23 protein-coding genes are annotated in these 22,918 nt (G+C 69.8%); 11 read left to right on the plus strand and 12 right to left on the minus strand.

The window, feature by feature from the left end:
* The first annotated feature begins 118 nt into the window (after nt 1–118).
* From trpC to QMO76_RS02510, 9 genes are all read left to right on the plus strand, one after another.
* Nucleotides 119–937: an indole-3-glycerol phosphate synthase TrpC gene (gene trpC, locus QMO76_RS02470; protein WP_029929096.1), complete on the plus strand. Its 819-nt coding sequence runs from the start codon at nt 119–121 to the stop codon at nt 935–937.
* Nucleotides 938–945: 8 nt separating this feature from the next.
* Nucleotides 946–2,211, plus strand: coding sequence for a tryptophan synthase subunit beta (gene trpB, locus QMO76_RS02475; RefSeq protein WP_306359479.1), 1,266 nt, complete (start codon nt 946–948; stop codon nt 2,209–2,211).
* Nucleotides 2,208–3,008: a tryptophan synthase subunit alpha gene (gene trpA / locus QMO76_RS02480; protein ID WP_306359480.1), complete on the plus strand. Its 801-nt coding sequence runs from the start codon at nt 2,208–2,210 to the stop codon at nt 3,006–3,008. The genes trpB and trpA overlap by 4 nt, the downstream gene beginning before the upstream one ends.
* Nucleotides 3,009–3,269: 261 nt before the next feature.
* Nucleotides 3,270–4,610: a prolipoprotein diacylglyceryl transferase gene (lgt, locus tag QMO76_RS02485; protein ID WP_306358275.1), complete on the plus strand. Its 1,341-nt coding sequence runs from the start codon at nt 3,270–3,272 to the stop codon at nt 4,608–4,610.
* A 38-nt stretch (nt 4,611–4,648) separates the two neighbouring features.
* Nucleotides 4,649–5,137 (plus strand): NINE protein, encoded by a 489-nt coding sequence (locus QMO76_RS02490; RefSeq protein WP_306358274.1) that lies wholly within the window; start codon nt 4,649–4,651, stop codon nt 5,135–5,137.
* A gap of 206 nt (nt 5,138–5,343) precedes the next feature.
* Complete coding sequence (locus QMO76_RS02495; protein WP_306359481.1) at nt 5,344–6,099, plus strand: transporter substrate-binding domain-containing protein; 756 nt, start codon at nt 5,344–5,346, stop codon at nt 6,097–6,099.
* Between the two features lie 28 nt (nt 6,100–6,127).
* Nucleotides 6,128–6,796, plus strand: a complete 669-nt coding sequence (locus tag QMO76_RS02500; protein WP_306359482.1) for an amino acid ABC transporter permease — start codon at nt 6,128–6,130, stop codon at nt 6,794–6,796.
* Nucleotides 6,797–6,916: 120 nt separating this feature from the next.
* Nucleotides 6,917–8,341, plus strand: coding sequence for a pyruvate kinase (gene pyk / locus QMO76_RS02505; protein ID WP_306359483.1), 1,425 nt, complete (start codon nt 6,917–6,919; stop codon nt 8,339–8,341).
* A gap of 1 nt (nt 8,342) precedes the next feature.
* A complete protein-coding gene (locus tag QMO76_RS02510; RefSeq protein ID WP_306359484.1) occupies nt 8,343–9,254 on the plus strand; it encodes an acyl-CoA thioesterase II in 912 nt (303 codons plus the stop codon).
* A gap of 113 nt (nt 9,255–9,367) precedes the next feature.
* On the opposite strand, the gene QMO76_RS02515 is transcribed toward QMO76_RS02510, so the two are convergent.
* The 6 genes from QMO76_RS02515 to QMO76_RS02540 all read right to left on the minus strand — a co-directional run bounded on the left by QMO76_RS02515 (nt 9,368) and on the right by QMO76_RS02540 (nt 14,462).
* Nucleotides 9,368–9,730, minus strand: a complete 363-nt coding sequence (locus QMO76_RS02515; RefSeq protein WP_306359485.1) for a hypothetical protein — start codon at nt 9,728–9,730, stop codon at nt 9,368–9,370.
* 161 nt (nt 9,731–9,891) lie between these two features.
* Nucleotides 9,892–10,611, minus strand: coding sequence for a low molecular weight phosphatase family protein (locus QMO76_RS02520; RefSeq protein WP_306359486.1), 720 nt, complete (start codon nt 10,609–10,611; stop codon nt 9,892–9,894).
* Nucleotides 10,612–10,798: 187 nt separating this feature from the next.
* Nucleotides 10,799–11,299, minus strand: a complete 501-nt coding sequence (locus QMO76_RS02525; protein WP_306359487.1) for a monooxygenase family protein — start codon at nt 11,297–11,299, stop codon at nt 10,799–10,801.
* A gap of 95 nt (nt 11,300–11,394) precedes the next feature.
* Nucleotides 11,395–12,324 carry an SDR family oxidoreductase gene (locus tag QMO76_RS02530; RefSeq protein ID WP_306359488.1) on the minus strand — a complete coding sequence of 310 codons (930 nt, stop codon included), beginning with the start codon at nt 12,322–12,324 and terminating at the stop codon, nt 11,395–11,397.
* Between the two features lie 141 nt (nt 12,325–12,465).
* Entirely contained in the window at nt 12,466–13,308 is an 843-nt protein-coding gene (locus QMO76_RS02535; protein WP_306359489.1) for a helix-turn-helix transcriptional regulator, read from the minus strand.
* 407 nt (nt 13,309–13,715) lie between these two features.
* Nucleotides 13,716–14,462 carry a hypothetical protein gene (locus tag QMO76_RS02540; protein ID WP_306359490.1) on the minus strand — a complete coding sequence of 249 codons (747 nt, stop codon included), beginning with the start codon at nt 14,460–14,462 and terminating at the stop codon, nt 13,716–13,718.
* A 408-nt stretch (nt 14,463–14,870) separates the two neighbouring features.
* On the opposite strand from QMO76_RS02540, the gene QMO76_RS02545 reads away from it, so the two are divergent.
* Nucleotides 14,871–16,442: a bifunctional phosphatase PAP2/diacylglycerol kinase family protein gene (locus QMO76_RS02545; RefSeq protein WP_306359491.1), complete on the plus strand. Its 1,572-nt coding sequence runs from the start codon at nt 14,871–14,873 to the stop codon at nt 16,440–16,442.
* Between the two features lie 2 nt (nt 16,443–16,444).
* Here the strand turns inward: QMO76_RS02545 and QMO76_RS02550 are convergent, their stop codons facing one another.
* The 4 genes from QMO76_RS02550 to hutU form a co-directional block, all read right to left on the minus strand.
* Nucleotides 16,445–16,939: a hypothetical protein gene (locus QMO76_RS02550; RefSeq protein WP_306359492.1), complete on the minus strand. Its 495-nt coding sequence runs from the start codon at nt 16,937–16,939 to the stop codon at nt 16,445–16,447.
* Nucleotides 16,940–16,981: 42 nt separating this feature from the next.
* Nucleotides 16,982–17,956, minus strand: coding sequence for a formimidoylglutamase (gene hutG, locus QMO76_RS02555; RefSeq protein ID WP_306359493.1), 975 nt, complete (start codon nt 17,954–17,956; stop codon nt 16,982–16,984).
* Entirely contained in the window at nt 17,953–19,134 is a 1,182-nt protein-coding gene (gene hutI / locus QMO76_RS02560; protein WP_306359494.1) for an imidazolonepropionase, read from the minus strand. Before hutI ends, hutG begins: the two co-directional genes overlap by 4 nt.
* Nucleotides 19,135–19,199: 65 nt before the next feature.
* Nucleotides 19,200–20,876 (minus strand): urocanate hydratase, encoded by a 1,677-nt coding sequence (hutU, locus tag QMO76_RS02565; RefSeq protein WP_306359495.1) that lies wholly within the window; start codon nt 20,874–20,876, stop codon nt 19,200–19,202.
* A 71-nt stretch (nt 20,877–20,947) separates the two neighbouring features.
* Between hutU and hutC the strand changes: the two genes are divergently transcribed.
* Nucleotides 20,948–21,727 (plus strand): histidine utilization repressor, encoded by a 780-nt coding sequence (gene hutC / locus QMO76_RS02570; RefSeq protein WP_306359496.1) that lies wholly within the window; start codon nt 20,948–20,950, stop codon nt 21,725–21,727.
* 1 nt (nt 21,728) lies between these two features.
* Here the strand turns inward: hutC and QMO76_RS02575 are convergent, their stop codons facing one another.
* Both QMO76_RS02575 and QMO76_RS02580 read right to left on the minus strand, forming a co-directional pair.
* Nucleotides 21,729–22,310: a GNAT family N-acetyltransferase gene (locus tag QMO76_RS02575; RefSeq protein ID WP_306359497.1), complete on the minus strand. Its 582-nt coding sequence runs from the start codon at nt 22,308–22,310 to the stop codon at nt 21,729–21,731.
* Between the two features lie 318 nt (nt 22,311–22,628).
* On the minus strand, nt 22,629–22,889 hold the full coding sequence (locus QMO76_RS02580; RefSeq protein WP_306359498.1) for an NUDIX domain-containing protein: 261 nt from the start codon (nt 22,887–22,889) through the stop codon (nt 22,629–22,631).
* Between the last annotated feature and the right edge of the window lie 29 nt (nt 22,890–22,918).

The following is a 22,918-nucleotide window of genomic DNA, read 5'->3' on the forward strand; positions in this document are numbered from 1 at the left end:
CCGCCCCCGCCGTCAACGACGCGGAGATAGCCATTTACTCTTTATCTGCATCGGTGAGACAGCGCCTGGGGGGATTCTCAGGCAGCAAGTCCGTCTCCCCAGAAAGGATTCGAGCCAGATGACGGTACTCGACTCGATTCTCGACGGGGTCCGCGCGGATGTGGCCGCACGGGAAGCCCTCCTGGATTTCCAGGCCGTCAAGAAGGCTGCCGCGGCGGCACCCTCGCCCCGCGACGCGAAGGCAGCGCTGCACGAGGACGGGATCGGCGTGATCGCCGAAGTGAAGCGGGCCAGCCCCTCCAAGGGCGCACTCGCGGATATCGCCAATCCGGCCGACCTGGCCCGGGCCTACGAGGACGGCGGCGCGCGCATCATCAGCGTGCTGACCGAGCAGCGCCGCTTCCACGGCTCCCTGGCCGATCTGGACGCCGTGCGCGCCGCGGTGGACATCCCGATCCTGCGCAAGGACTTCATCGTCGGCCCGTATCAGATCCACGAGGCTCGCGCCCACGGCGCGGATGTCATCCTGCTCATCGTGGCGGCCTTGGAGCAGGACGTGCTGTCCTCGCTCATCGACCGCACCGAATCGCTGGGTATGACCGCCTTGGTCGAGGTGCACACCGAGGAGGAGGCCGACCGCGCCCTCACCGCCGGTGCCACCGTGATCGGCGTGAACGCCCGCAACCTGAAAACCCTCGAGGTGGATCGGGACGTGTTCGCCCGGATCGCCCCCGGCCTGCCCAGCGAGGTCATCCGGGTGGCCGAGTCCGGTATCCGCGGCACCGCCGACCTGCTGGCCTACGCCGGTGCGGGCGCGGACGCCGTTCTGGTCGGCGAGGGCCTGGTGACCAGCGGTGATCCCCGCGCCGCCGTGGCCGAGCTGGTGACCGCCGGCACCCATCCGTCCTGCCCGAAACCGGTGCGCCGGGGCCGGTGAGAGACGAGATGACACCGACGAACGACACCCTGCCCAAGGCCAGCGACGGCGTCGCCAACAGGAGCGCGCACGAACCCGACCTGGGCGGCCACTTCGGCGTCTACGGCGGTCGCCACGTCCCCGAGGCGCTGATGGCGGTGATCGAGGAGGTCACCGCCGAATACGAGAAGGTCCGGCTCGACCCGGACTTCCTCGGTGAACTCGATCGCCTGCAGCGCGACTACACCGGCCGCCCGTCACCGGTGTTCGAATGCACCGAACTGGCCGAGCACGCCGGTGGCGCGCGCATCCTGCTCAAGCGGGAGGACCTGAACCACACCGGTTCTCACAAAATCAACAATGTGCTCGGCCAGGCGCTGCTGGCCAAGCGCATGGGCAAGACCCGGGTCATCGCCGAGACCGGGGCGGGGCAGCACGGCGTCGCCACCGCCACCGCGTGCGCGCTGCTGGGCCTGGAATGCGTCATCTACATGGGCGCGGTCGACACCGCCAGGCAGGCGCTGAACGTGGCCCGCATGCGGCTGCTCGGCGCGGAGGTGGTGTCGGTGACCTCCGGTTCGCAGACGCTCAAGGACGCCATCAACGAGGCGCTGCGCGACTGGGTCACCAATGCCGACCGCACCTACTACTGCTTCGGCACCGCCGCCGGTCCGCACCCGTTCCCGTTGATGGTGCGCGATTTCCAGCGCATCGTGGGCATGGAGGCGCGGGCCCAGGTGCTGGACCGGACCGGCCGCCTGCCCGACGCGGTCACGGCGTGCGTGGGCGGCGGCTCCAATGCCATCGGCATCTTCCACGCCTTCCTCGACGACGCCGACGTGCGGCTGATCGGCTACGAGGCCGCGGGCGACGGCGTCGACACCGGCCGTCACGCCGCCACCTTCACCGGCGGCACCCCGGGGGCCTTCCAGGGCGCGTACTCGTACCTGCTCCAGGACGAGGACGGCCAGACCATCGAATCCCATTCCATCTCAGCGGGTTTGGACTATCCGGGGGTCGGCCCCGAGCACGCCTACCTCAAGGACAGCGGGCGTGCCGAGTACCGGCCGATCACCGATACCGAGGCCATGGACGCGCTGCTGCTGCTCTCGCGCGCCGAGGGCATCATCCCGGCCATCGAATCCGCGCACGCCGTGGCGGGCGCACTGCGACTGGGCAAGGAGCTGGGCGAGGGCGCGATCATCCTGGTGAATCTGTCCGGTCGCGGCGACAAGGACATGGACACCGCCGCCCGCTGGTTCGGGCTGTTCGACGAGCCGGAGGGGCAGCAGTGAGCCAGCAGTCCAATCTCGCCAATACCTTCGCCGCGGCGCGCGAGGAGAACCGCGCGGCGCTGATCGGCTACCTGCCCGCGGGCTACCCCGATCTCCAGGGGTCCATCGACGTGTGCACCGCCATGGTCGAATCCGGTTGCGACGTCATCGAAGTCGGCGTCGCCTACTCCGATCCGGTGATGGACGGTCCCACCATCCAGGCCGCGGCCGAACAGGCGCTGCGCGGCGGCGTGCGGGTGCGCGACGTGTTCCGGGTGGTGGAGGCCATCAGCGCGGCGGGCGGCAAGGCCGTGGTCATGACCTACTGGAATCCGGTGCTGAAGTACGGCGTCGACGCCTTCTCCCGCGATCTCGCGGCGGCGGGCGGCCTCGGACTGATCACGCCCAATCTGATTCCGGAGGAGGCCGACGACTGGTTCATCGCCTCGGCCACCCACAATCTGGACCGCATCTTCCTGGTCGCGCCGTCCTCCACCGAGGAGCGGCTGGTCAAAACCCTGGAAGCGTCGCGGGGGTTCGTCTACGCCGCCTCCACCATGGGGGTGACCGGCGCGCGTGACGCCGTCTCCGATATGGCCCCCGCCCTGTGCGCCCGCATCCGCGCCCACTCCGATATCCCGATCGGTGTCGGCCTGGGCGTGCGCAATGGAGCCCAGGCCGCCGAAATCGCCTCCTACGCCGACGGCGTCATCGTCGGCTCGGCGCTGGTGAGCGCCGCCGCCCAGGGTTTGGACGCGGTACGGACACTCACGGCGGAGCTGGCCGAGGGCGTCCGCTCGGCGACCGTCCCCCGCTAGTTCGCCGCGAATCGGGCGGGTGTCGCCCGTGATACGCGCCCGGCCCGGCTGTTCGCCGGTGGTCCGTCGCGAATCGGGTGGGCGTAGACCGCGATACGCGCTCGTCCGCTGGAACTCCGGCCGTCCCGTGCGCCGGGACTCCGAGCGTGCGCACCGCCGTGTGCTACGGGCCACGGTATTCGGGCGTGGCGTCAGGACGGCGCGCCCGTGTCGGCCACCGGGCTCCGCGCGTATCGGGGCGGTTCCGCTACGGTTGGGGCCGTGACCTATCGAGTCCTGGCTGACAGTGTCCTGTCCGGCAGTGCCGCCGACGTCTTGGCCTATATTCCCTCACCGCCGCGCGGTGTCTGGGATATCGGGCCGTTCCCGCTGCGTGCCTACGCGCTGTGCATCATCATCGGCATCGTCGCGGCCATCTGGCTCGGCGAGAAGCGGTGGCTGCGGCGTGGGGGAGAGGGCGGCACGGTCCTCGATGTGGCCATGTTCGCGGTGCCGTTCGGCCTCGTCGGCGGGCGGCTCTATCACGTGGCCACCGATTGGCAGAAGTACTTCGGGGAGAACGCCACGGGCGACTGGTGGGCGATCTGGGAGGGCGGCCTCGGGATCTGGGGTGCGGTGCTGCTCGGCGGCGTCGGCGCGTGGATCGCCTGTCGCGTCTATCGAATCTCCTTGCCCGCCTTCGGCGATGCCATCGCACCCGGCATTCTGCTGGCACAGGCCATCGGCCGCTTCGGCAACTGGTTCAACCAGGAGCTCTACGGCCGGGAGACCACGGTCCCGTGGGGCCTGGAGATCTACCTGCGCTTCGATTCCAACGGCCAGCTCGACATGATGGACGGCGTCTCCACCGGCGTGGTGGAGAAGGTCGTGCACCCCACCTTCCTCTACGAGATGGTGTGGAATCTGCTCGGCGTGGCCGCACTTCTCTACCTGGACAAGAAGTTCCGCATCGGCCACGGCCGCCTGTTCGCGCTCTACGTGGCGATCTACTGCTTCGGCCGCTTCTGGGTGGAGCTGCTGCGCGACGACGAGGCCACCCATATCGCGGGCATCCGCATCAATTCCTTCACCTCCGCGATCGTATTCTTCGGTGCGATAGCCTATTTCGTGCTCGCGACCAAGGGCCGCGAGACGGTGGAGCAGTTGCGCTCCAAGGAGGACCGCCCGTGGCCGTGGCAGCTGTCGAAGCTGCGCGCCTACGGTGCGGCCGGAGCCGCGGCGACCGCCGGGGATGGTGATACCGCCGCGGACGCCAGCGCCGGTGACGCCGCCGAGCCCGACAGTGTGACGCCGACGCAGGGCGAGGAGACCGAGACCACGGCGGCCGCAGACACCGAACCCGCGGATCGGGAGGCAGCTGTCAAGGAGGCCACGGACAAGGAGCCCGGTTCGGGATCCACGGTGACCGACGACAACGAAACCGGGTCCGCGGACGATAACCCATCCGAGACCGCGAAGTCGGAACCCACGCGGCCCGACCCCACCGAGCCCACCGAGCCCGAGCCAGCAGCGCCCACGACGGACCAGCCCGGCGAGACCGACCCCACCACAGCCCGACCCGATCCCACGAAGTCCGGTGACTCGGACGACACCAAGCCCTGACCCCCGCGCGGTATCGCAGTATCGATGAGGAGAACACCGTGACCGATCCCTATCAGCAGCAGCCCGGCCAAGGGCCGCAGTACGGTGCGCCGGGCACCGGTCCGGATCTGGGTAAAAGCGCCGATCCGTACGCCCAGCAGCACCAGCAGCCCTACGGCCAGTCGCAGCCGCAGTATCCGCAGCCCGGTTACGGTCAGCCCGGTTACCCGCAGCCGGGATACGGTCAGCCCGGCGGTTACCCGCCCGCGCAGTTCGGCCCGGGCGTCGATCCCGAAGCGCCGTACGGCCGCGATATCTACGGCACCCCGCTGTCGGACAAGCAGAAGCTCATCGCGGGCCTGCTGCAGATCTTCCTGGGCGGGTTCGGCATCGGCCGCTTCTATCTGGGCTACAACCAGATCGCCGTCTGGCAGATCGTGGTCACCGTGCTCACCTGCGGTATCGGCAGCATCTGGGGTCTGATCGACGGCATTCTGATTCTCATCGGCAAGGTGCCCGACCCCTACGGTCGTCCGCTGCGCGACTGATTCGTGCGCGACTGATCTCAGCGGACACGCGCCCCGGGCGGGCGGCATCGAACGCCGATGCCGCCCGCCCATCGTTATCATCTGCTCGTCGATCGCACCAGGTTTGCACGCGCGGCAATCGTTGAGGTCCCGGACGGTCGGTTCCCGGCGTACCCTGTACCGGTTGTCTGTCGCGTGGCCTGTCCACGCTCGAGGAGAGGTTCACCGTGCGCCGTAAGTTGTTCGCCGCCGTACTCGCCATCGTCGCCGCCGCCGGGCTCACCGCCTGCGGTGGCAACGACGACGACCCGAACGTGCTGAAGGTCGGCACCGAGGGCACCTACTCCCCGTTCAGCTATCAACAGGACGGCGAGCTCACCGGCTACGACGTGGAGGTCATCACCGCCGTCGCCGACAAGCTCGGCCGCTCCGTGGAGTTCGTGCAGACCCCGTGGGACGCCATCTTCGCGGGCCTGGAATCCCAGCGCTTCGACCTCGTCGCCAACCAGGTGACCACGAGCGCGGCCCGCGCCGAGAAGTACGCGCTGTCGCAGCCCTACACCGTTTCCGAGGGCGTCATCGTCACCCGCCAGGACACCACCGACATCACCACCCTCACCGACCTGAACGGCAAGACCTGCGCCCAGTCGACCACCTCCAACTGGTCGACGGTGGCCGGTGACGCGGGCTGCGAGGTCGAGGGTGTGGAGGGCTTCGTGCAGGCCATCCAGCTGCTCAACACCCGGCGCGTGGACGCCACCGTCAACGACACCCTGGCCGTGGCCGAGTACACCAAGCAGCACAGCACCAACGAGGTGAAGGTCGCGGGCAAGACCGGCGAGGTCTCCCAGCAGGTGTTCGCCGCCCGCAAGGACTCCCAGGAACTCATCGACCAGGTGGACCAGGCCATGGCGGAGCTGCGGGCCGACGGCACGCTGGCGCGGATCTCCGAGAAGTACTTCGGCATCGACGTCTCGAAGTAGACGCCGAGAAGTAGACGCCGAATCGCAGATGGATGCCGCCACCGGGGACCTCATCCGGCAGAACCTCTGGCCCATGCTGGAGGCCACCGTCACCAAGACGCTGCCGCTGACCGCCATCAGCTTCGTCATCGGGCTGGTGCTCGCGCTGTTCGTGGCGCTGGCGCGGATGTCGCCGGTCCGGCTGCTGTCCGCGCCGGCCCGGTTCTACATCTCGATCATTCGCGGGACGCCGCTGCTGGTGCAGCTGTTCATCGTGTTCTACGCGCTGCCGCAGCTGGATATCGTGATCGACCCGTTCCCGGCCGCGGTCATCGCGTTCAGCCTCAATGTGGGCGGATACGCGGCCGAGGTGATCCGCGCGGCCATCCTCTCGGTGGCGCACGGGCAGTGGGAGGCGTCGTACGCGGTCGGCATGACCTATCCGCAGGCGCTGCGGATGATCATCCTGCCGCAGGCCGCCCGCATCGCGGTGCCGCCGCTGTCCAACACGCTCATCTCACTGGTGAAGGACACCTCGCTGGCATCGACCATCCTGGTGACCGAACTGCTGCGCACCGCGCAGCTGGCGGCGGCCCCGACCTTCGACTTCTTCGCCCTCTACGGCGTGGCCGCGGTCTACTACTGGGTCATCTGCCTGATCCTCGGATTCGCGCAGTCCGGACTGGAGACTCGTCTAGCACGTCACGTCGCTCGCTGAGGGGTTGCTGGGCATTCCTCCAAGCGTGACGCGCGCCACGCTCGCTGTTCACCCGGCCGCCGCCCACTGTTGCGGTGTGCCCGGTGAGCAGGAGTGTGTGGGCAGGTCTAGGGTTGACGTGTGATGCGACGGACGAAAATTGTATGCACGCTCGGACCAGCGGTGTCGTCCGAGGAAAGGATTCGCGAACTCGTCGAGAGCGGGATGGATGTGGCCCGGCTGAACTTCAGCCACGGCGAACACTCCGACCACGCCGAGAACTACAAGAAGGTGCGTCAGGCCAGCGACGATCTGGGCCGCGCGGTAGGTATTCTCGCCGATCTCCAGGGACCGAAGATCCGCCTCGGCCGGTTCGAGGGAGACGGAAAGACCTTCTGGGCGACCGGCGAGGTCGTCCGCATCACGGTCGACGACGTGGTGGGCACTCACGACCGGGTGTCGACCACCTACACCGAACTCGCCCAGGACGCCAAGTCCGGTGACCGCCTGCTGGTCGACGACGGCAAGGTCGGACTCACCGTGGACCGGGTCGAGGGCAACGACGTGGTGTGCCGGGTGACCGAGGGCGGCCCGGTCTCCAACAACAAGGGCGTCTCGCTGCCGGGGATGGACGTCTCCGTCCCGGCGCTGTCCCAGAAGGACATCGACGACCTGGAATTCGCCCTCAAGCTGGGCGTGGACTTCATCGCGCTGTCGTTCGTGCGCTCGCCCTCGGATGTGGAGCTGGTGCACGACGTGATGGATCGCGTCGGCCGCCGCGTCCCGGTGATCGGCAAGCTGGAGAAGCCGGAGGCCATCGACAATCTCGAGGCCATCGTGCTCGCCTTCGACGCCATCATGGTGGCGCGCGGCGACCTGGGCGTGGAACTGCCGCTCGAACAGGTGCCGCTGGTGCAGAAGCGGGCCATCCAGATGGCGCGCGAGAACGCCAAGCCGGTCATCGTGGCGACCCAGATGCTGGAGTCCATGATCTCCAATTCCCGGCCCACCCGCGCCGAGGCTTCCGATGTTGCCAATGCGGTGCTGGACGGCGCGGACGCGGTCATGCTCTCCGGCGAGACCTCGGTCGGCGCGTACCCGATCGAGGCCGTGCGCACCATGGCCCGCATCGTGCACGCCGTCGAGGGCGAGACCTCCAGCCGGGTGCCGCCGCTGACCCATGTGCCCCGCACCAAGCGCGGCGTCATCTCCTATGCCGCCCGCGATATCGGCGAGCGGCTCAATGCCAAGGCGCTGGTCGCCTTCACGCAGTCCGGTGACACGGTGCGGCGTCTGGCCCGCCTGCACACCCCGCTGCCGCTGCTGGCCTTCACGCCGCAGCCGGAGATCCGCAGCCAGCTGGCATTGACCTGGGGCACCGAGACTTTCATCGTGCCGCGGGTGGCCGACACCGACGAGATGATCCACCAGGTCGATCACGCGCTGCTGTCCATCGGGCGGTACAAGAAGGGTGATCTGGTGGTTATCGTGGCGGGTTCGCCGCCGGGAACCGTGGGCTCCACCAATATGATTCACGTTCACCGCATCGGCGAGGAGGATCACTGAGGTGAGTGCGTCACTGGGCGAGGAGATCGCGGAGCCGGGATCGCTGTCCCGCGCCGCCGATCTGGAAGTGCTGCTGGAGCTGCTCGACCTCGACGAGGCCGGGCCGGACATCTTCATCGGCCACCATCCGGAGAAGGTGTGGAGCCGCACCTTCGGCGGGCAGCTGGTCTCGCAGGCGATCATCGCCGCGGGCCGCACCGTCGGACCCGAACGCCCGGTGCACGCCGTCAACGCGCATTTCGTGCGCGGCGGCGATCCCAAGAAGCCCATCGAGTACCGGGTGGACCGGCACCGCGACGGGCGCGCCTTCGCCAACCGGACGGTGACCGCCTTCCAGGACGATCAGGAACTGTTCGTCATGCTGGCGGCCTTCCAGGACTGGGGCAAGGGGCTCGAGCACGGCGCGCCGCTGCCGGAGGTGCCCGATCCGGAGGGCTTGCCGCGGATCGAGGAGACCTTCGCGGGCCTCGAGGACCGGCTGGAGATGTTCGTCAACGCACCGCATCCCATCGATATGCGGTACACGAACGATCCGGCGTGGATCCTCAAGGGCACGGGGGAGAAGCTCAACCACAATCGGGTGTGGATGCGCACCGACGGGGCGCTACCCGATGATCCGCTGATTCACGTTGCGGCGCTGGCGTATTCGTCGGACACCACGGTGCTCGACTCGATCATCACCACGCACGGCCTGTCCTGGGGACTGGACCGCATCATCGCCGCGACGGTGAACCACTCCATCTGGTTCCACCGGCCCTTCCGTTTCGACGACTGGGCGCTGTACGCCACGGAATCGCCGGTGGCGGCCGGATCGCGCGGACTGGCGCGCGGGCACTTCTACTCGCGCGCCGGTGAGCTGCTGGCGAGCACGGTGCAGGAGGGCGTGATCCGGCACTTCCCGTCCCGCCGCTGAGCTTCGTACACCGCTGTCTCCCGCGCCGTGAACTGTTTTCGGGCCGCACCCGGTCGGGTACGGCCCGAAGCGCACCTCCGGACGGTGCCGGAGCCGCACGGATCGCCGCCGCCTCAGAGGCGTTCGCGGTTCTCCTCGAGATCGAAACTCTCGCGCTGGAGGGCGCGGATCACGTAGGGGAACGGTTCATCCGCCGACAGCCCCAGCACCAGCCGCTCCTCCAGGCGGGCGATGGCCGCCTTGGTGAGCAGCCGAGCGTCGCCGACGAGATTGAGCGCGATCTCGTAGGTGCGCCGCTCGCCCGGTTCCGCGTCGGGATGGTCCAACCGCCACTGGGTTTCGAGCAGGCGGTGGGTCGGATCGTCGGCTTCCACGGGGAGCGTGAACCGCCAGGCGAACAGATCGCGATCGGCCACATGCTCATCCACTACGCGGCAGACGGTGCCCACGACGCGGTCGAGGGTCTGCGGTGTCACGTAAACATGGAGCGAAACATCCGAAATGCGTTTCGGCATGTCCTTCAGTCCTGTTCTGGTGTCTAACCGGGTGGAGTATCCGCGGGGGAGTGTAGCCCCTTACCGGACGTTTGCGGCAGACAGGTCCATTGACACGCTGGTGTTCTGTTGTGAGTCTCCACCTAGAACCGCGAAGAGGCAACCCTCACGGCCGATTCCGTGCCGGATCGCACCGGTTCGCCGGACGCCGCGCCGGATTCGCGCGGTGCGCCCTCCGCGTGCCGGGCCGAGGAATCGCGACCGCCGGGGAGGAGCAGCAGGGCCGGCCGCGCCTCACCGGCCTCCCCGGCGGCCGTCCGAGGGTGGATGGTGGCCTGCGGATGCTCGTGCGCGTGCAGTGCGAGCAGCAGCGGGACCAGCGCCTCCGCGATCCGGTCGCCCACTTCGCAATACGCCCGCGGGGACAGCCCGACCGGATCGGCGATGTTCTCCCGGCCGACCAGGGCCAGATCATTGCGGGCCCGATCGAGGGCCGCGACCGTGCGCGCCCCGCTCACCTTCGCGATCCGGTACGCCTCCAGCAGGGTGAAAGTATGTGGCGCGGCGGAGGGTTCGATCTCACGCACCTTCTCCCGGATCTGCTCGGTCATGGCCAGGATCAGATCGGCGCGACGCACCATCTCCGGTTTCAGCCGCCGCGCCGTGAAGCCCTCGATATGGCCGCCCAGTCCGGCGATGGTCTCGGCGGCCAGGGGCTCCACCGGGAACCCGACCAGGGCGCGCACCCCCGCGCTCTCGGCGGTCAGATCGGACAGTCCGTGTTCGGCGGCGACGGCGAGCGTCAGTCGCTCCGCGATCACCGATCGACAGACATTCCCGGAGCAGACGAACAGGACGTGCATGGCGGTAACCGTATTCGGCGCTCCCCATCGCTGGGAATGCTCTCGTGACCGAATCACACCGCTCGACCAGGATATTCATCCGCGCGTTCGGTGTCTGTCGCCCAGTGTTGGCGCGCGCATCTCCGACCGCGTGCGGTGATCGAGGACCAGCGTGCGGCGGCGGCGAGCGAACCCGGGTGGCGCGCTGTCACCGATAGTAGGTGTCCTCGTCGACCGCGGGCGCGAGGGTGGGTTCGGCCGCCTGGACCCGCCCGCGGGTGGAGAACATGCGCCCGCGCGCGGGCACGACGGGTGCGAAGCGCGCCAGCCCGGTCGCCGGGGTCATATCGTCGTACACCGAATCGATGCCCCCGCGCGCGAAATACGCCTCGTGCCAGAAGCCGGTTCCGCCGGAATCGCGCAGGAACCGCTGCCACCACTGCCGGTGCGGATCCGAGCGCGTCCACCGCTCCAGACTCTCCAGATCCCGCCAGTACTGGCGCGCACCCCAGTGCGGCGGGAACAGCGACCACACGATGTCCTCGTGGTGCAGCAGCCCGTCCGGCCGGTCCCGGTGCGAGCTGTACAGCTTCGGGCCCACCCCGAGCAGTCGCAGCATGCCCCGGGGCGTGCGCACCCGCATACCGAGATAGATCACCACCAGATCCGGATACTCCGACAGATCAACCGTCACCCTGTTGACACGCACGCGCGACCTCCGTGATGAGTCTTCTGCCCCGGGGATACGAAACGCGTGCCGCCGCGGTTCACCGCGCCGACGGCCGATCCGCATCCGCCTTCCCATCAGACCGTGGCCGCCGGAACGACGGTGGTGAGACCGCCGTCGATCAGCAGATCCTGGCCGTTGACGTAGGCGGCCTCCTCGGAGCCGAGGAAGGCGACGGCCGCCGCGATCTCGTCGGGGTTGCCGATCCGGCCCGCCGCGACCAGCGTCGCGGCCGCCGCCTGCGCCTCGGGGGAGGCTTCGGCGCGGAAGGCCGGGGTGTCGATGTATCCGGGGCTGATCGAGTTGACCCGAATACGCCGGGGAGCCAGTTCCGCCGCGGCGGTGCGGGCGAGGCTGTGGATCGCGGCCTTGGTGGCGGTGTAGAGGGCGGTGCCGGGCGCGCCGCGGTGCACGGCGAAGGAGGCGTTGATGACGACGGCGGCCCGATCGGACAGCAGCGGCAGCGTTTTCTGCACGGTGAAGAACACCGACTTGACGTTGGCGTCGACCACGCGCGCGAACTCCGCCTCGGTGACGTCGTCGATGGCCTGGAACGCGCCGATGCCCGCATTGGCGAAGACGAGGTCCAGGCGGCCGAAGCGCTCGCCGATGGTGGCGGCCAGGGCGGTGAGATCGGTGAGATCGGCGGCATCACCGGGAATTCCGAGCACCCGGTCGGCCAGCCCGGCGGCGTGACCCGACTGCTGGCCGCCAGACCCGGCGGCGTGACCCGACTGCCGACCGCCAGACCCGGCGGCGTGACCCGACCTCCGGCCATCAGGTTCGGCGACATGACTCGACTGCTGGTAGCCCGGTTCGGCGACATCATCTGCCCGTCGGTCGGCGAGTTCGGCGACGGCCGCGTCCAAGCGGATCTTGTCGCGCCCGGTGATGATCACCCGCGCACCCTCGGCGAGCAGGCGGCGCGCGGTGGCCAGCCCCATCCCGCTGGTGCCGCCGGTGATGAGCGCGATCTTGCCGTCGTATCGGAAGTTGTGGTGTGCCATGACTTCAGCGTGCTCGGGGCTGCGCGGGGGATACAGTGCGAAGTTGTCGTAGGCGTGGCACCACCAGGCTGGCGGGCGGCGATCGCGCCCGCACTCGCGCGCTGCGGCGTGGTCGACGGTGGTTCGGGAGCCGCAGTGGCTCTATCGGCTTCGAGTGGCGGGCCGCGGGTGCAGTGTTTTCAGCCGGGCGGCGGTGGGGGTGCCGGGCCGCGGGTCGTAGAGGATGAGCGACCAGTCCGGGTGGTCGGTGACGGTGAGGGTGGTGGCGTCGAAGTACAGGTCACCGGCCTCGGGATGTCGCATGGCGTTCACGGCCTGCACCGGCACCCCGACCTCGTGCCGGTCCCACAGCTCGGCGAATTCGGGACTGGCCGTGCGCAATTCGGCGATCACCCGGTCGAACGCGGCGTCGCCGGGGAAGTGCGTGGCATCGGCGCGGTAGGCGGCCACTACCGCGGGCGCGGCATCGGCCCACACCTCGGGGAGGGCGCGGTAGCGGGGGCTGGTGAAGTAGGTCCGCAGGCAGTTGTGCGCCGCGCCGTCGAAGCCGAGCACCGCCCGTGCGGTCTCGTTGTACGCCAGCACATTCCAGGCCCGGTCCCGCAGCACCGCGGGCCGCCGCCCCCAAGCGTCTAGCAGCTGCCGCACCGCCGGGGTGAGCTCTCCGCCGGAAAGTCCGGCCGCCGGGGGCGGATTCAATCCCGCCAGCAGATACAGATGCGCCCGCTCCACCGTGTTCAGCAGCAGCGCCCCCGCGATCGCGTCCAGCACCTCACCCGACACGGTGATATCCCGCCCCTGCTCGAGCCACGTATACCAGGACACTCCCACCCCGGCCCGCACCGCGACCTCCTCCCGCCGCAACCCCGGCGTCCGCCGCCGCCCCACCGTCGGCATCCCGACATCCTCGGGCGTCAACCGCTCCCGCCGACTCCGCAAGAACTCCCGCAACTGTTCCCGCCGCCGCTCGGATTCTCCGATCACGCATCACGACAACAACGAAACCCGCCCACCGCATCCCACGCGGCTGCCCACCGCATCTTGTGTGGCTGCCCGCCGCATCTTGTGTGGCTGCCCGCCGCATCTTGTGTGGCTGCCCGCCGCATCTTGTGTGGCTGCCCGCCGCATCTTGTGTGGCTGCCCGCCGCATCTTGTGTGGCTGCCCGCCGCATCCTGTGTGGCCGTCCGCCGCAGCCCATGTGGCCGCATAGCGCAGCCCGCTCGGCAACTGCGCCCACGGCTGATTCGTCCCGTGCTCCGGCGCTGCGCCAACCGACGCGCGGCGAGCGGCCGGGCGCATCGGAATCGGCGCGGCAGGCTCTGGTGAGTTCCGTTCGGGATCCGATTGTGCCGCCCCCCCGGAGACGCCTCGGCCCCGATGCGGACCGGCTCTATTCGTGCACGTCGGCCTCGTGCGGTGCGGCGGCGAGCGGCGAGCGATCGGCCGCCGAGGAAAGCGCCGCCACCCCGGCGTCCGATGTGTCCCCCATTGGTTCGGGCGCGGCGGTTTCGTGCTCGGACGGCTGCGGGGCGACGTCGGCGGTGGCGTCCGCGTCCTCGGCCCGGCTGCGCGAGATCACCCCCTCCAGTTCCTGCACCAGGGCGACCAGTTCGGCGCGCAGGCCGGCGACCTCGGCCGCGAGTTCGTCGCGGGCGGCCTCGCGTTCGACGAGGTTGGCGCGCAGCGTGTCGATGGTGTCGTTCATGGCGGCCAGCTGGCGGTCGGCTCCGCGCAGCCGCCATTCCACGATGGCGTGGCGGCCCACCGAGCCGCTGGCGTTCTCCACCCACTCGACCACGTAGTCCAGCCACCCGGGCTGTTTGGGCATCTTCTCGTGCTCATCCCAGCCCTTGCGCAGCGCGGGCTTGGGGGAGAGCACCCGCTCACCGGCCGCCCCCGCGGCGGGCGTGTTGAGCTGCACGTGGCTGATCTTTCCGGCGCTGGTCACCACGACGGTGAGGCGGTAGCGCCCCACCAGGTGCATGCGCAATTCCGCCGCGCCGCGCCCATCGGCGTCCATGGCCCCGAGCCACGGCCCGTCGGCCGCGTCGATGATCGACTCGAGCACCCCGAGTTGTCCGACGCCGCGCCGGAGCCGCGTCGCCCGCTTGCGTAGGTCCTCGACCGTGTCGGTCATCTGATCCCAGTGCATATCGCCTTTCGGTGTCCAACGACTGTCCGGCCGCGGCCGCACCTCGAACGGCCGCGGGGGTGGCCGTGCCGTGAACCAGCCGTCCAGGTGTGGTCGTGCCCTTTCCCGCCGAATATATCGGCGCGCGCCGCCGCCCTCGCGTAGGCGGCCGGGTGTCGGCGGCGGGCATCGTCGCGTCCACTCCCGCGCTCCGTGCGGGCGGGGTGCGGGCGCGTGCGTGTGCTCGGTCCGTCGGTGGCCGGTGCGGCCGGGGTGACGCGTGGCCGACCTCGGACGGGGATTTCGCGATGCCGCCACGGTGGTGGCGCGGCGACGCATGGCCGAATACGCTTGTCGCCGGGGTGAATCCGCCCACCACGGTGTCGTGCCGGGGGAATCGGTAATGTCGGGCTGGTGAGTAGCTGGGTGCGTAGCAAATTCCGGAAGGTCGGCCGATTCGATCGGACGATCGAGGGTGCCGTGGCGCAGTTGCCCGCGTCGATCATGGACAGCGGTTTGCTGAGGCTGACCAACAGCGCCAATTACAGCATGCTGTGGCTCGGCATCGCGGCCGTGCTGGCCACCCGCAAGGGCTCGCCGCGACGCGCGGCCATGCGCGGCGTGGTCTCGGTGGCCGGGGCCAGCCTCACCGTCAATGTCGGCCTCAAGACACTCATCGCCCGCCGCCGTCCGGCCGCCGAGGTACTGCCGGTGTACCGGCGGCTGGTGCCCGCGCCGACATCGTCGTCCTTCCCGTCCGGGCATGCCGCCTGCGCGGCGGCCTTCGCCACCGCCGTCGCGCTCGAAAGTCCCCGCACCGCGCTGGCGGTCGCGCCGCTGGCCGCCACCGTCGCGTATTCGCGGGTGCACACCGGCGTGCACTGGGGCTCCGATGTGCTGGTCGGTGCGGCGGTCGGCTCCGGTATCGCCCTGGCCACCCGGCGCTGGTGGCCGGTGCGGGAATCCGATGAGGCGCAGGCCCGCCCGGTGCGGGAGGCGCCCGTGCTGGTGGAGGGTAAAGGACTCGTGGTGATGGTGAACCCGGTCTCCGGCGACGCCAGCTACGACCCGACCGACGACATCCGCGCCGCGCTGCCCGCCGCCACGGTGCTGCGCACCCAACGCGACCTGGACGCCGCGGCGCAGCTCACGCGCGCCATCGCCGCGGCCGAGGAGCCGGTACTGGCGGTGGGCGTCGCCGGTGGCGACGGTACGGTCGCCTCGGTGGCCGCCGTCGCGCTGCGCCACGAACTGCCGCTGGTGGTCATTCCGACCGGCACCCTCAACCACTTCGCGCGCGACCTCGGTGTCTACGACTTGCGCGAGGTCATCGACGCCACCGGCGTCGGCGAGGCGGTCGCCGTCGATATCGCCGGCGTCGAATTCGAGGACGACGACGGGACGCACACCCGGCACCTCATCAATACCTCCAGCATCGGCACCTATCCCGAGCTGGTGCGGTTGCGTGAGCAGTGGCGGCACCGCTGGGGCAAGTGGCCCGCCTTCGCCGCCGCCCTGGTGGTGACGCTGCGCCGCGCCCAGCCGATCGAGATCTACCTGGACGGCCGCTGGCAGCGGGTGTGGTTCCTGTTCGTGGGCAACGGTCCCTATCACCCGCACGGCGCGGTGCCCGCCTTCCGCGACCGCCTCGACTCCGGGCTGCTCGATGTGCGCTGGCTGCGGGCCGACCTGCGCTGGTCGCGGGCGCGGGCGGTGGTGGCGCTGCTGCTGGGCGCGATCGGCCACAGCCGGGTCTACGGGGAACGTCAGCTGCCGGAGTTGCTCGTGCAGCTGTCCGCTCCGGAGGCGCTCGCCACCGACGGTGAGGTCATCGGCGATACCACCCACCTGCGCTACTACATCGCGGGCGAACTCGCCGCCTACCGCCGCGACGAGTCGAATCCGCTGTGGGCCAACCGGTATCGACCGCACCACCGCCGGGCGCCCTGGCTGCTCGACGCCTTCCGCCCGCGCCGCCCGAGCTGAGTTCAGCCGAACCAGATGCCGCGCGGCACCACCCGCACGAAACTGGTCGCGCTGTCGGGAAGCTTGCCGTCGGGGTCGCCGCATCCGATGGTCAGCTCACCGGGGGTGGCCCCGACCGTCCACAGTGGTACCCAGGTCCCGCCCGCGGCCTGCTCGGGTTCGGCGTCGGCGGGCGGCGGCAGCAGTTCGATCGCCGCACCCGAGGTGTCGGTCGCGGTGCACTCCAGCGCGGACCTGTCCCATGCCGCGAGTCCCTTGATATCGAGGACGGCGTCGGCGGGCATCACCACCACCTTGGTCTGTCCCAGCGGTATGCGTTCCGCACCGGCCGCCTCGCCGGGGTCGCCGGTGGTCGGCGGGGGTGCGGTGGTGGCCGGCGTGTCGACCGCGGTCGGGCTGGCCGACGCCGGGTTCGCCTCCCGGTCGTCATCGGAGCAACCCGCCGCGACGACGGGCAACAGGCTCGCGGCAATGAGGAACTTCGAGGTCCGGCGCATCCATGCCTCCTGTGCAGGGCTGAAGAGTTCTCAGGTTACTTCTCAGCAAATGTAGCGGGTGGCTATGCGGTGCAGCAGTCGCGCCGCGGTGCGCGCGGTGCGTGAGTCGACATCCAGCGCCGGGTTGAGTTCGGCGACATCCACCGCCGCCAAGCTGCCGCTGGCGCTCACCCGGTCGCAGACACGCTGGACGATCTCCAGCGGAACCCCGTAGGCGGCGGGCGCGCTGACGCCGGGAGCCACGGCGGCGGGCAGCACATCGAGGTCGATGGTCAGATACAACAGGTCCACGGCATCGAGCAGTTCGGCGACGAAGGCATCGACGATCGCGTAATCCAGTGTGCCGCACTGCTCGTCGAGCAGATAGCGGACGTCGAGACGGTGCGCGGCGTCGAAGAGCGCGGCGGTGTTGGCGGGTTGGCTGATACCGAGCACGGCGTAGCGGCAGTCGGTGCCCGCCGCCCGCTCGGCGTCCAGAATCTGCCGGAAAGGCGTGCCGGAGCTGGGAATCGGATCGGCGCGCAGATCGAAGTGCGCGTCCAGATTCAGAATGCCCAGCCGTGGCCGGTCACGCCTGCGCGCCGATCCGGCCACGCCCAGATACGTCCCGTAGGCGACCTCGTGCCCGCCACCCAGCACCATCGGCAGCCGACCGGCGTCCATGGCGACGGTGACGGCCCGTCCGAGCCGCACCTGCCCGGCTTCCAGATCGGCATCGGTGACCGCGACGGTCCCGGCATCCTCGAGCGGGACGGGCGTGGCCAGCGCCAGCGACGCCAGCGCCGCCCGCAGCGCATCCGGTCCGGCCGCCGCCCCCGGTCGGCCCTGATTGCGCCGCACACCCTCGTCGCTGGCGAAACCGATCAGCGCACAACCGTTCCCGGCCCGGCCGGGATCGAACTCGCGAATCGCCTGATGCCAGCGCAGGTGATCCGGTGTGCTGCCGTCGATCCGCCCGGCCCACGGTGCGGGCGGGATATCGACGAACGCCGACCGCGCCGAATCGACGGCGCTCACGCGGCATCGCCCGCGACCAGCACCCCGTCCTTCCAGACCTCGCGCACCAACGCGACCCCCGGCCGGTAGGCGAGATGCAGATAGGACGGCGCGTCCAGCGCGATGGCGTCGGCACGGGCGCCGATGCCGAGCCGTCCGACATCGGTGCGCCGCAGCGCCGCCGCCCCGCCCAGGGTGGCCGCCCGCACCGCCTCCTCGGGACTCATCCGCAGCTCGCGCACCGCCAGCGCGATGCAGAACGGCAGGCTGGTGGTGTAGCTGGTGCCGGGATTGCAGTCCGCGCCCAGCGCCACGGTGACCCCGGCGTCGAGCAGCGCACGAGCGTCGGGATAGGCGTTGCGGGTGCAGAAGTCGGCCCCCGGCAACAGGGTCGCCACCGTCGAACCGCTCGCCAACGCGTCGATATCGGCATCGGTCACATAGGTGACGTGGTCCACCGACGCCGCGCCCATCTCGACGGCCAGCCGCACCCCCGGTCCGGTCCCGAGTTGATTGCCGTGGACTCGCGGCACCAGCCCGTGCGCGACTCCGGCCGCCAGCACCGCGCGCGACTGATCCTCGTCGAACGCGCCGCGCTCACAGAACACGTCGATCCACTTGGCGTGCGGTGCAACGGTTTCGATCATCTCATCGCACACCATGGCGACGTACTCGTCGGCCCGTCCGGCGTACTCCGGCGGCGGCACGTGGGCGGCGAGCAGGGTCACCTCGTCGGTGAAGCGGCCCGCCACCAGTGCGCCGCGCAGTTCGTCGCGGGTGGTCTGCCCGTAGCCGGTCTTGCATTCGACGGTGGTGCTGCCCGAGCGCAGCGCCTCGTCCATCAGCCGCCGGACCGTGGCCGCGAGCTGGGTGTCGTCGGCGGCGCGGGTGGCCGCGATGGTGGTGCGGATACCGCCCGCCGTATAGGGCGCTCCGGTCATGCGCGCCGCGAACTCCTCGGCCCGGTCACCGGCGAACACCAGGTGTGAATGGCTTTCCACGAAGCCGGGCAGCAGTGCCCGCCCGCCGAGGTCGAGTCCGCTGTCGGCCGCGGGGGCGTCGGCGCTGTCCCCGACCCAGCTCACCACCCCGTCGGCGAAGGCGACGGCCGCGTCGTGGCGTACCCCGAGCGGCCCCGCGCCGAGTTCGGGTTCATTGGTGACGAGCGTCCCGATATTCGAGACGACGAACGATGCCACGGTGAAATCCTTTCCGCCGCAGGCTGTCTGCCCGCATTGCCAGAGTGCGTATCCGCCGCGCGGATTCAGTTGTGCTCGGTCGTGGGGATGCGCACGCCGCGGGTGCGCGCGGTGTGCCGGGCGTGCTCGTATCCGGCGTCGGCGTGCCGGATGACGCCCATCCCCGGGTCGTTGGTCAGCACGGTCTCGAGCTTGCGCGCCGCCAGGTCGGTGCCGTCGGCGATGCACACCTGCCCGGCGTGGATCGAGCGTCCCATGCCGACCCCGCCGCCGTGGTGGATCGACACCCACGACGCGCCGGAGGCGGTATTGACCAGGGCGTTGAGCAGCGGCCAGTCGGCGATGGCGTCGGAGCCGTCGCGCATGGCCTCGGTCTCGCGGTAGGGCGAGGCCACCGAACCCGAGTCCAGGTGGTCGCGTCCGATGGCCAGGGGTGCGCGCAGCTCGCCGCTGGCCACCATCTCGTTGAACCGCAGTCCGGCGCGGTGCCTTTCGCCGTAGCCGAGCCAGCAGATGCGGGCGGGCAGTCCCTCGAAGGCCACCCTCTCCCCGGCCAGGGTGATCCAGCGCCGCAGATGCTCGTTCTCCGGGAACAATTCGAGAATGGCGCGGTCGGTGGCCGCGATGTCGGCCGGATCGCCGGACAGCGCCGCCCAGCGGAACGGACCCAGACCCTCTTCGAACAGCGGCCGGATATAGGCCGGGACGAAGCCCGGGAAGTCGAAGGCGCGAGCGCAGCCGCCCTTGCGGGCCTCGTCGCGAATGCTGTTGCCGTAGTCGAAGACCTCAGCGCCGCGGTCGAGGAAGCCGACCATGGCGGCGACGTGCGCGGCCATGGACGCGCGGGCCCGCTCGGTGAACGTGACCGGATCCTTCGCGGCGAGTGCCTTCATCTCTCCGAACTCCACGCCCGCGGGCAGATAGGCGAGCGGATCGTGCGCGGAGGTCTGATCGGTGACGATATCGACGGGCGCGCCCTGCGCCAGCAGGGCCGGAAACACTTCGGCCGCATTGCCTTCCACGCCGATGGACAGCGGGCGACGCTCGTCGCGGGCCGCGACGGCCAGCTCCAGTGCGTGGGCGACGCTGTCCGCCTTGACATCGAGGTACCCGTGCGCGATGCGCCGGTCGATACGGGTCACATCGCATTCGACGCAGATCGCCACCCCCTCGTTCATGGTGACCGCGAGCGGCTGCGCGCCACCCATGCCGCCGAGACCCGCGGTGAGCGTGATGGTTCCGGCGAGCGTGCCCCCGAATCGCTTGCGCGCCACCGCGCCGAAGGTCTCGTAGGTGCCCTGCAGGATGCCCTGGGTGCCGATGTAGATCCACGACCCTGCGGTCATCTGCCCGTACATGGTGAGCCCGAGTGCCTCGAGCCGCCGGAACTCCTCCCAGTTCGCCCAGTCGCCCACCAGATTCGAGTTGGCGATGAGCACCCGCGGCGCCCATTCGCTGGTGCGGAACACCCCGACCGGCTTGCCGGACTGCACCAGCATGGTCTCGTCGTCGCGCAGCGTCCGCAGCGTCTCCACCATGGCGTCGAAGGCCGCCCAATTGCGTGCGGCCCGGCCGGTGCCGCCGTAGACCACCAGGCTGTCGGGATGTTCGGCCACCTCCGGATCGAGGTTGTTCATGAGCATCCGCAGCGCACCCTCCTGCTGCCAGCCGAGGGTGGTGAGTTCCGCGCCCCGGGGAGCGCGCACGGTGCGGGCCGGGTGGCCGGGGGAAGTGAGATCCATGGTGTCTAGTTGTATAGTCCTGTATATACAGGAGTCAAGGGGTGGGTTCCGGCCGGTAGGCTGCGGGACCGATGGATACGGGCGAGGAGCTGATGCGGGGCATGACGGCGGTCGACACCGAACTCGCGGGGCTGTTCGCGCAGGCGGGCGGCGACGCGGTGCCCGCCTATGAACGGGTCAAGAACCTGGTGTCCGCGCAGATCCGCTCCGGCCGCTGGGCCGAGGGCGATCAGGTGCCGTCGGAGCACCAGTTCGTCGCCGCCACCGGCCTGTCCCGCATGACCGTCAACCGCGCCCTGCGGGAACTGACCGCCGAGGGTCTCATCGTCCGGAAGGCGGGCGTGGGCACCTTCGTCGGCGGCGCGAAGACCTCCTCACCGCTGTTCGAGGTCCGCAATATCGCCGACGATATCGCGCGCCGTGGCCACCGTCATCGCACCGAGGTGATCCTGATGCGCGCCGAGACCATCGACCCCTCCCACGTCTATCTGCGAGATTCCATCGGCGGCAAGGCTTTCCACTCCGTTCTCGTCCACTTCGAGGACGACACGCCCATCCAGGTCGAAGATCGCCACGTCAACCCCGCCGCCGCCCCCTCTTACCTCGACCAGGACTTCACCGCCACCACCCCCAACGACTATCTCACCCGCGTGGCCCCTCTGGTGCGCGGCGAACACGTGGTCGAAGCCGTCCTCGCCACCCCCGGCGAATGCGAGCTCCTCGATATCGCCCCCACCGAACCCTGCCTGCTCATCCGCCGCCGCACCTGGTCCGACGACGGTCTCGTGAGCGTCGCCCGCCTCATCCACCCGGGCTCCCGCAACCGCCTGGAAGGCGTCTTCGGCCGCTGAATCACACCGCGTGGCAACCCGGGTCGTCGTGGTGGAGTTGTTTGACCATGATCGTCATGGGCGGTGAATGCCCCGATTCCGTACGCCCGGCGGGCTGCCAACCCCACCGCAGATAGATGTCGTGCGCGGGCGCGGCGGGATTCGCGCACAGTGAGGCGTAGCGCTCGGCTCGCCCGGCGAGCAACGTATCCATCAGGGTGCGGCCGAGACCCGTTCCCCGGCGACGCGACAGCACCGCCCACTCCATGATCACGAACTTCGCCACGCCCGCTACCGCCACGGGCGGCGGCTCCACGGCATCCGACCACCAACGCCCGGCGGCCATGCCGTACCCGTACGCCATGCCCACCAACTCACCGTCATCGACCGCACCGACCAACTCGAACCCCGGCTCGCCGAGTTCCTCGCCCAACCACCGCCGAAACCGCTGCGCGGCATCGGCGCGCTCCCGATACGGCGGTTCGGCGAATACCGTCGCGTACAGCCCCACCATGGCATCCAGGTACCCGACGGCCTCGTCGCTGCCGCCCCGGAATACTCTCGCCGCCATCGCCACCATCCGCTGTGTCGTGTCTTCCGCCATCTGTGAAATACAGCGGCAGTCGTGCGAAGGCAAGTGAACTGAATGTCGGCGTCGATTTCATACGTGAAGCATGATGGCCGACCGGTGATTTCTCCGCCGTGCTGGCTGCGGCAGAGATCAAGAGATTGGAAATGTGGTTGCGTCGTGTGCCTTACCTGACTTTCGCTGACGCCGGGTCGGGTGAACTCGCGTCCGTGGTGGGATCCGCCGTCGTGCGCGATGGGGCACCTCGGACGGGCGCCACTGTCAGACAGGAGCGAATTCCCTGGGGCCACGGCGAATAGCCCAACGCGGCAAGGAGTTTCGCCGTGTGGGGCGTTATCCGTATGTGATTTCCGCGCCCAGCGGAGCCCAATCCACGGACGCGAACCGGAACTCGCGTATCGCCAGTCCCAACTCCTCGGCGACCTCCCGCCGGCAGGCGTCGCGGGGAGATTCGCCTGACTCGACATATCCTCCGGGGATATCCCAGTGGTCCTTGTAGGTGGGCCGCACCAGCAGTACCGCCGTGCCGTTCACGACGACGACCCCGGCGGCGACGCGCGGAGTCGCGGTGGGCGCGCCCGGGTCGGTGCTCATGGCCGGTCATCGTAGAGCCCGGTTCCGGG

This window comes from Nocardia sp. CC227C, assembly GCF_030767025.1.
Lineage (GTDB): Bacteria > Actinomycetota > Actinomycetes > Mycobacteriales > Mycobacteriaceae > Nocardia.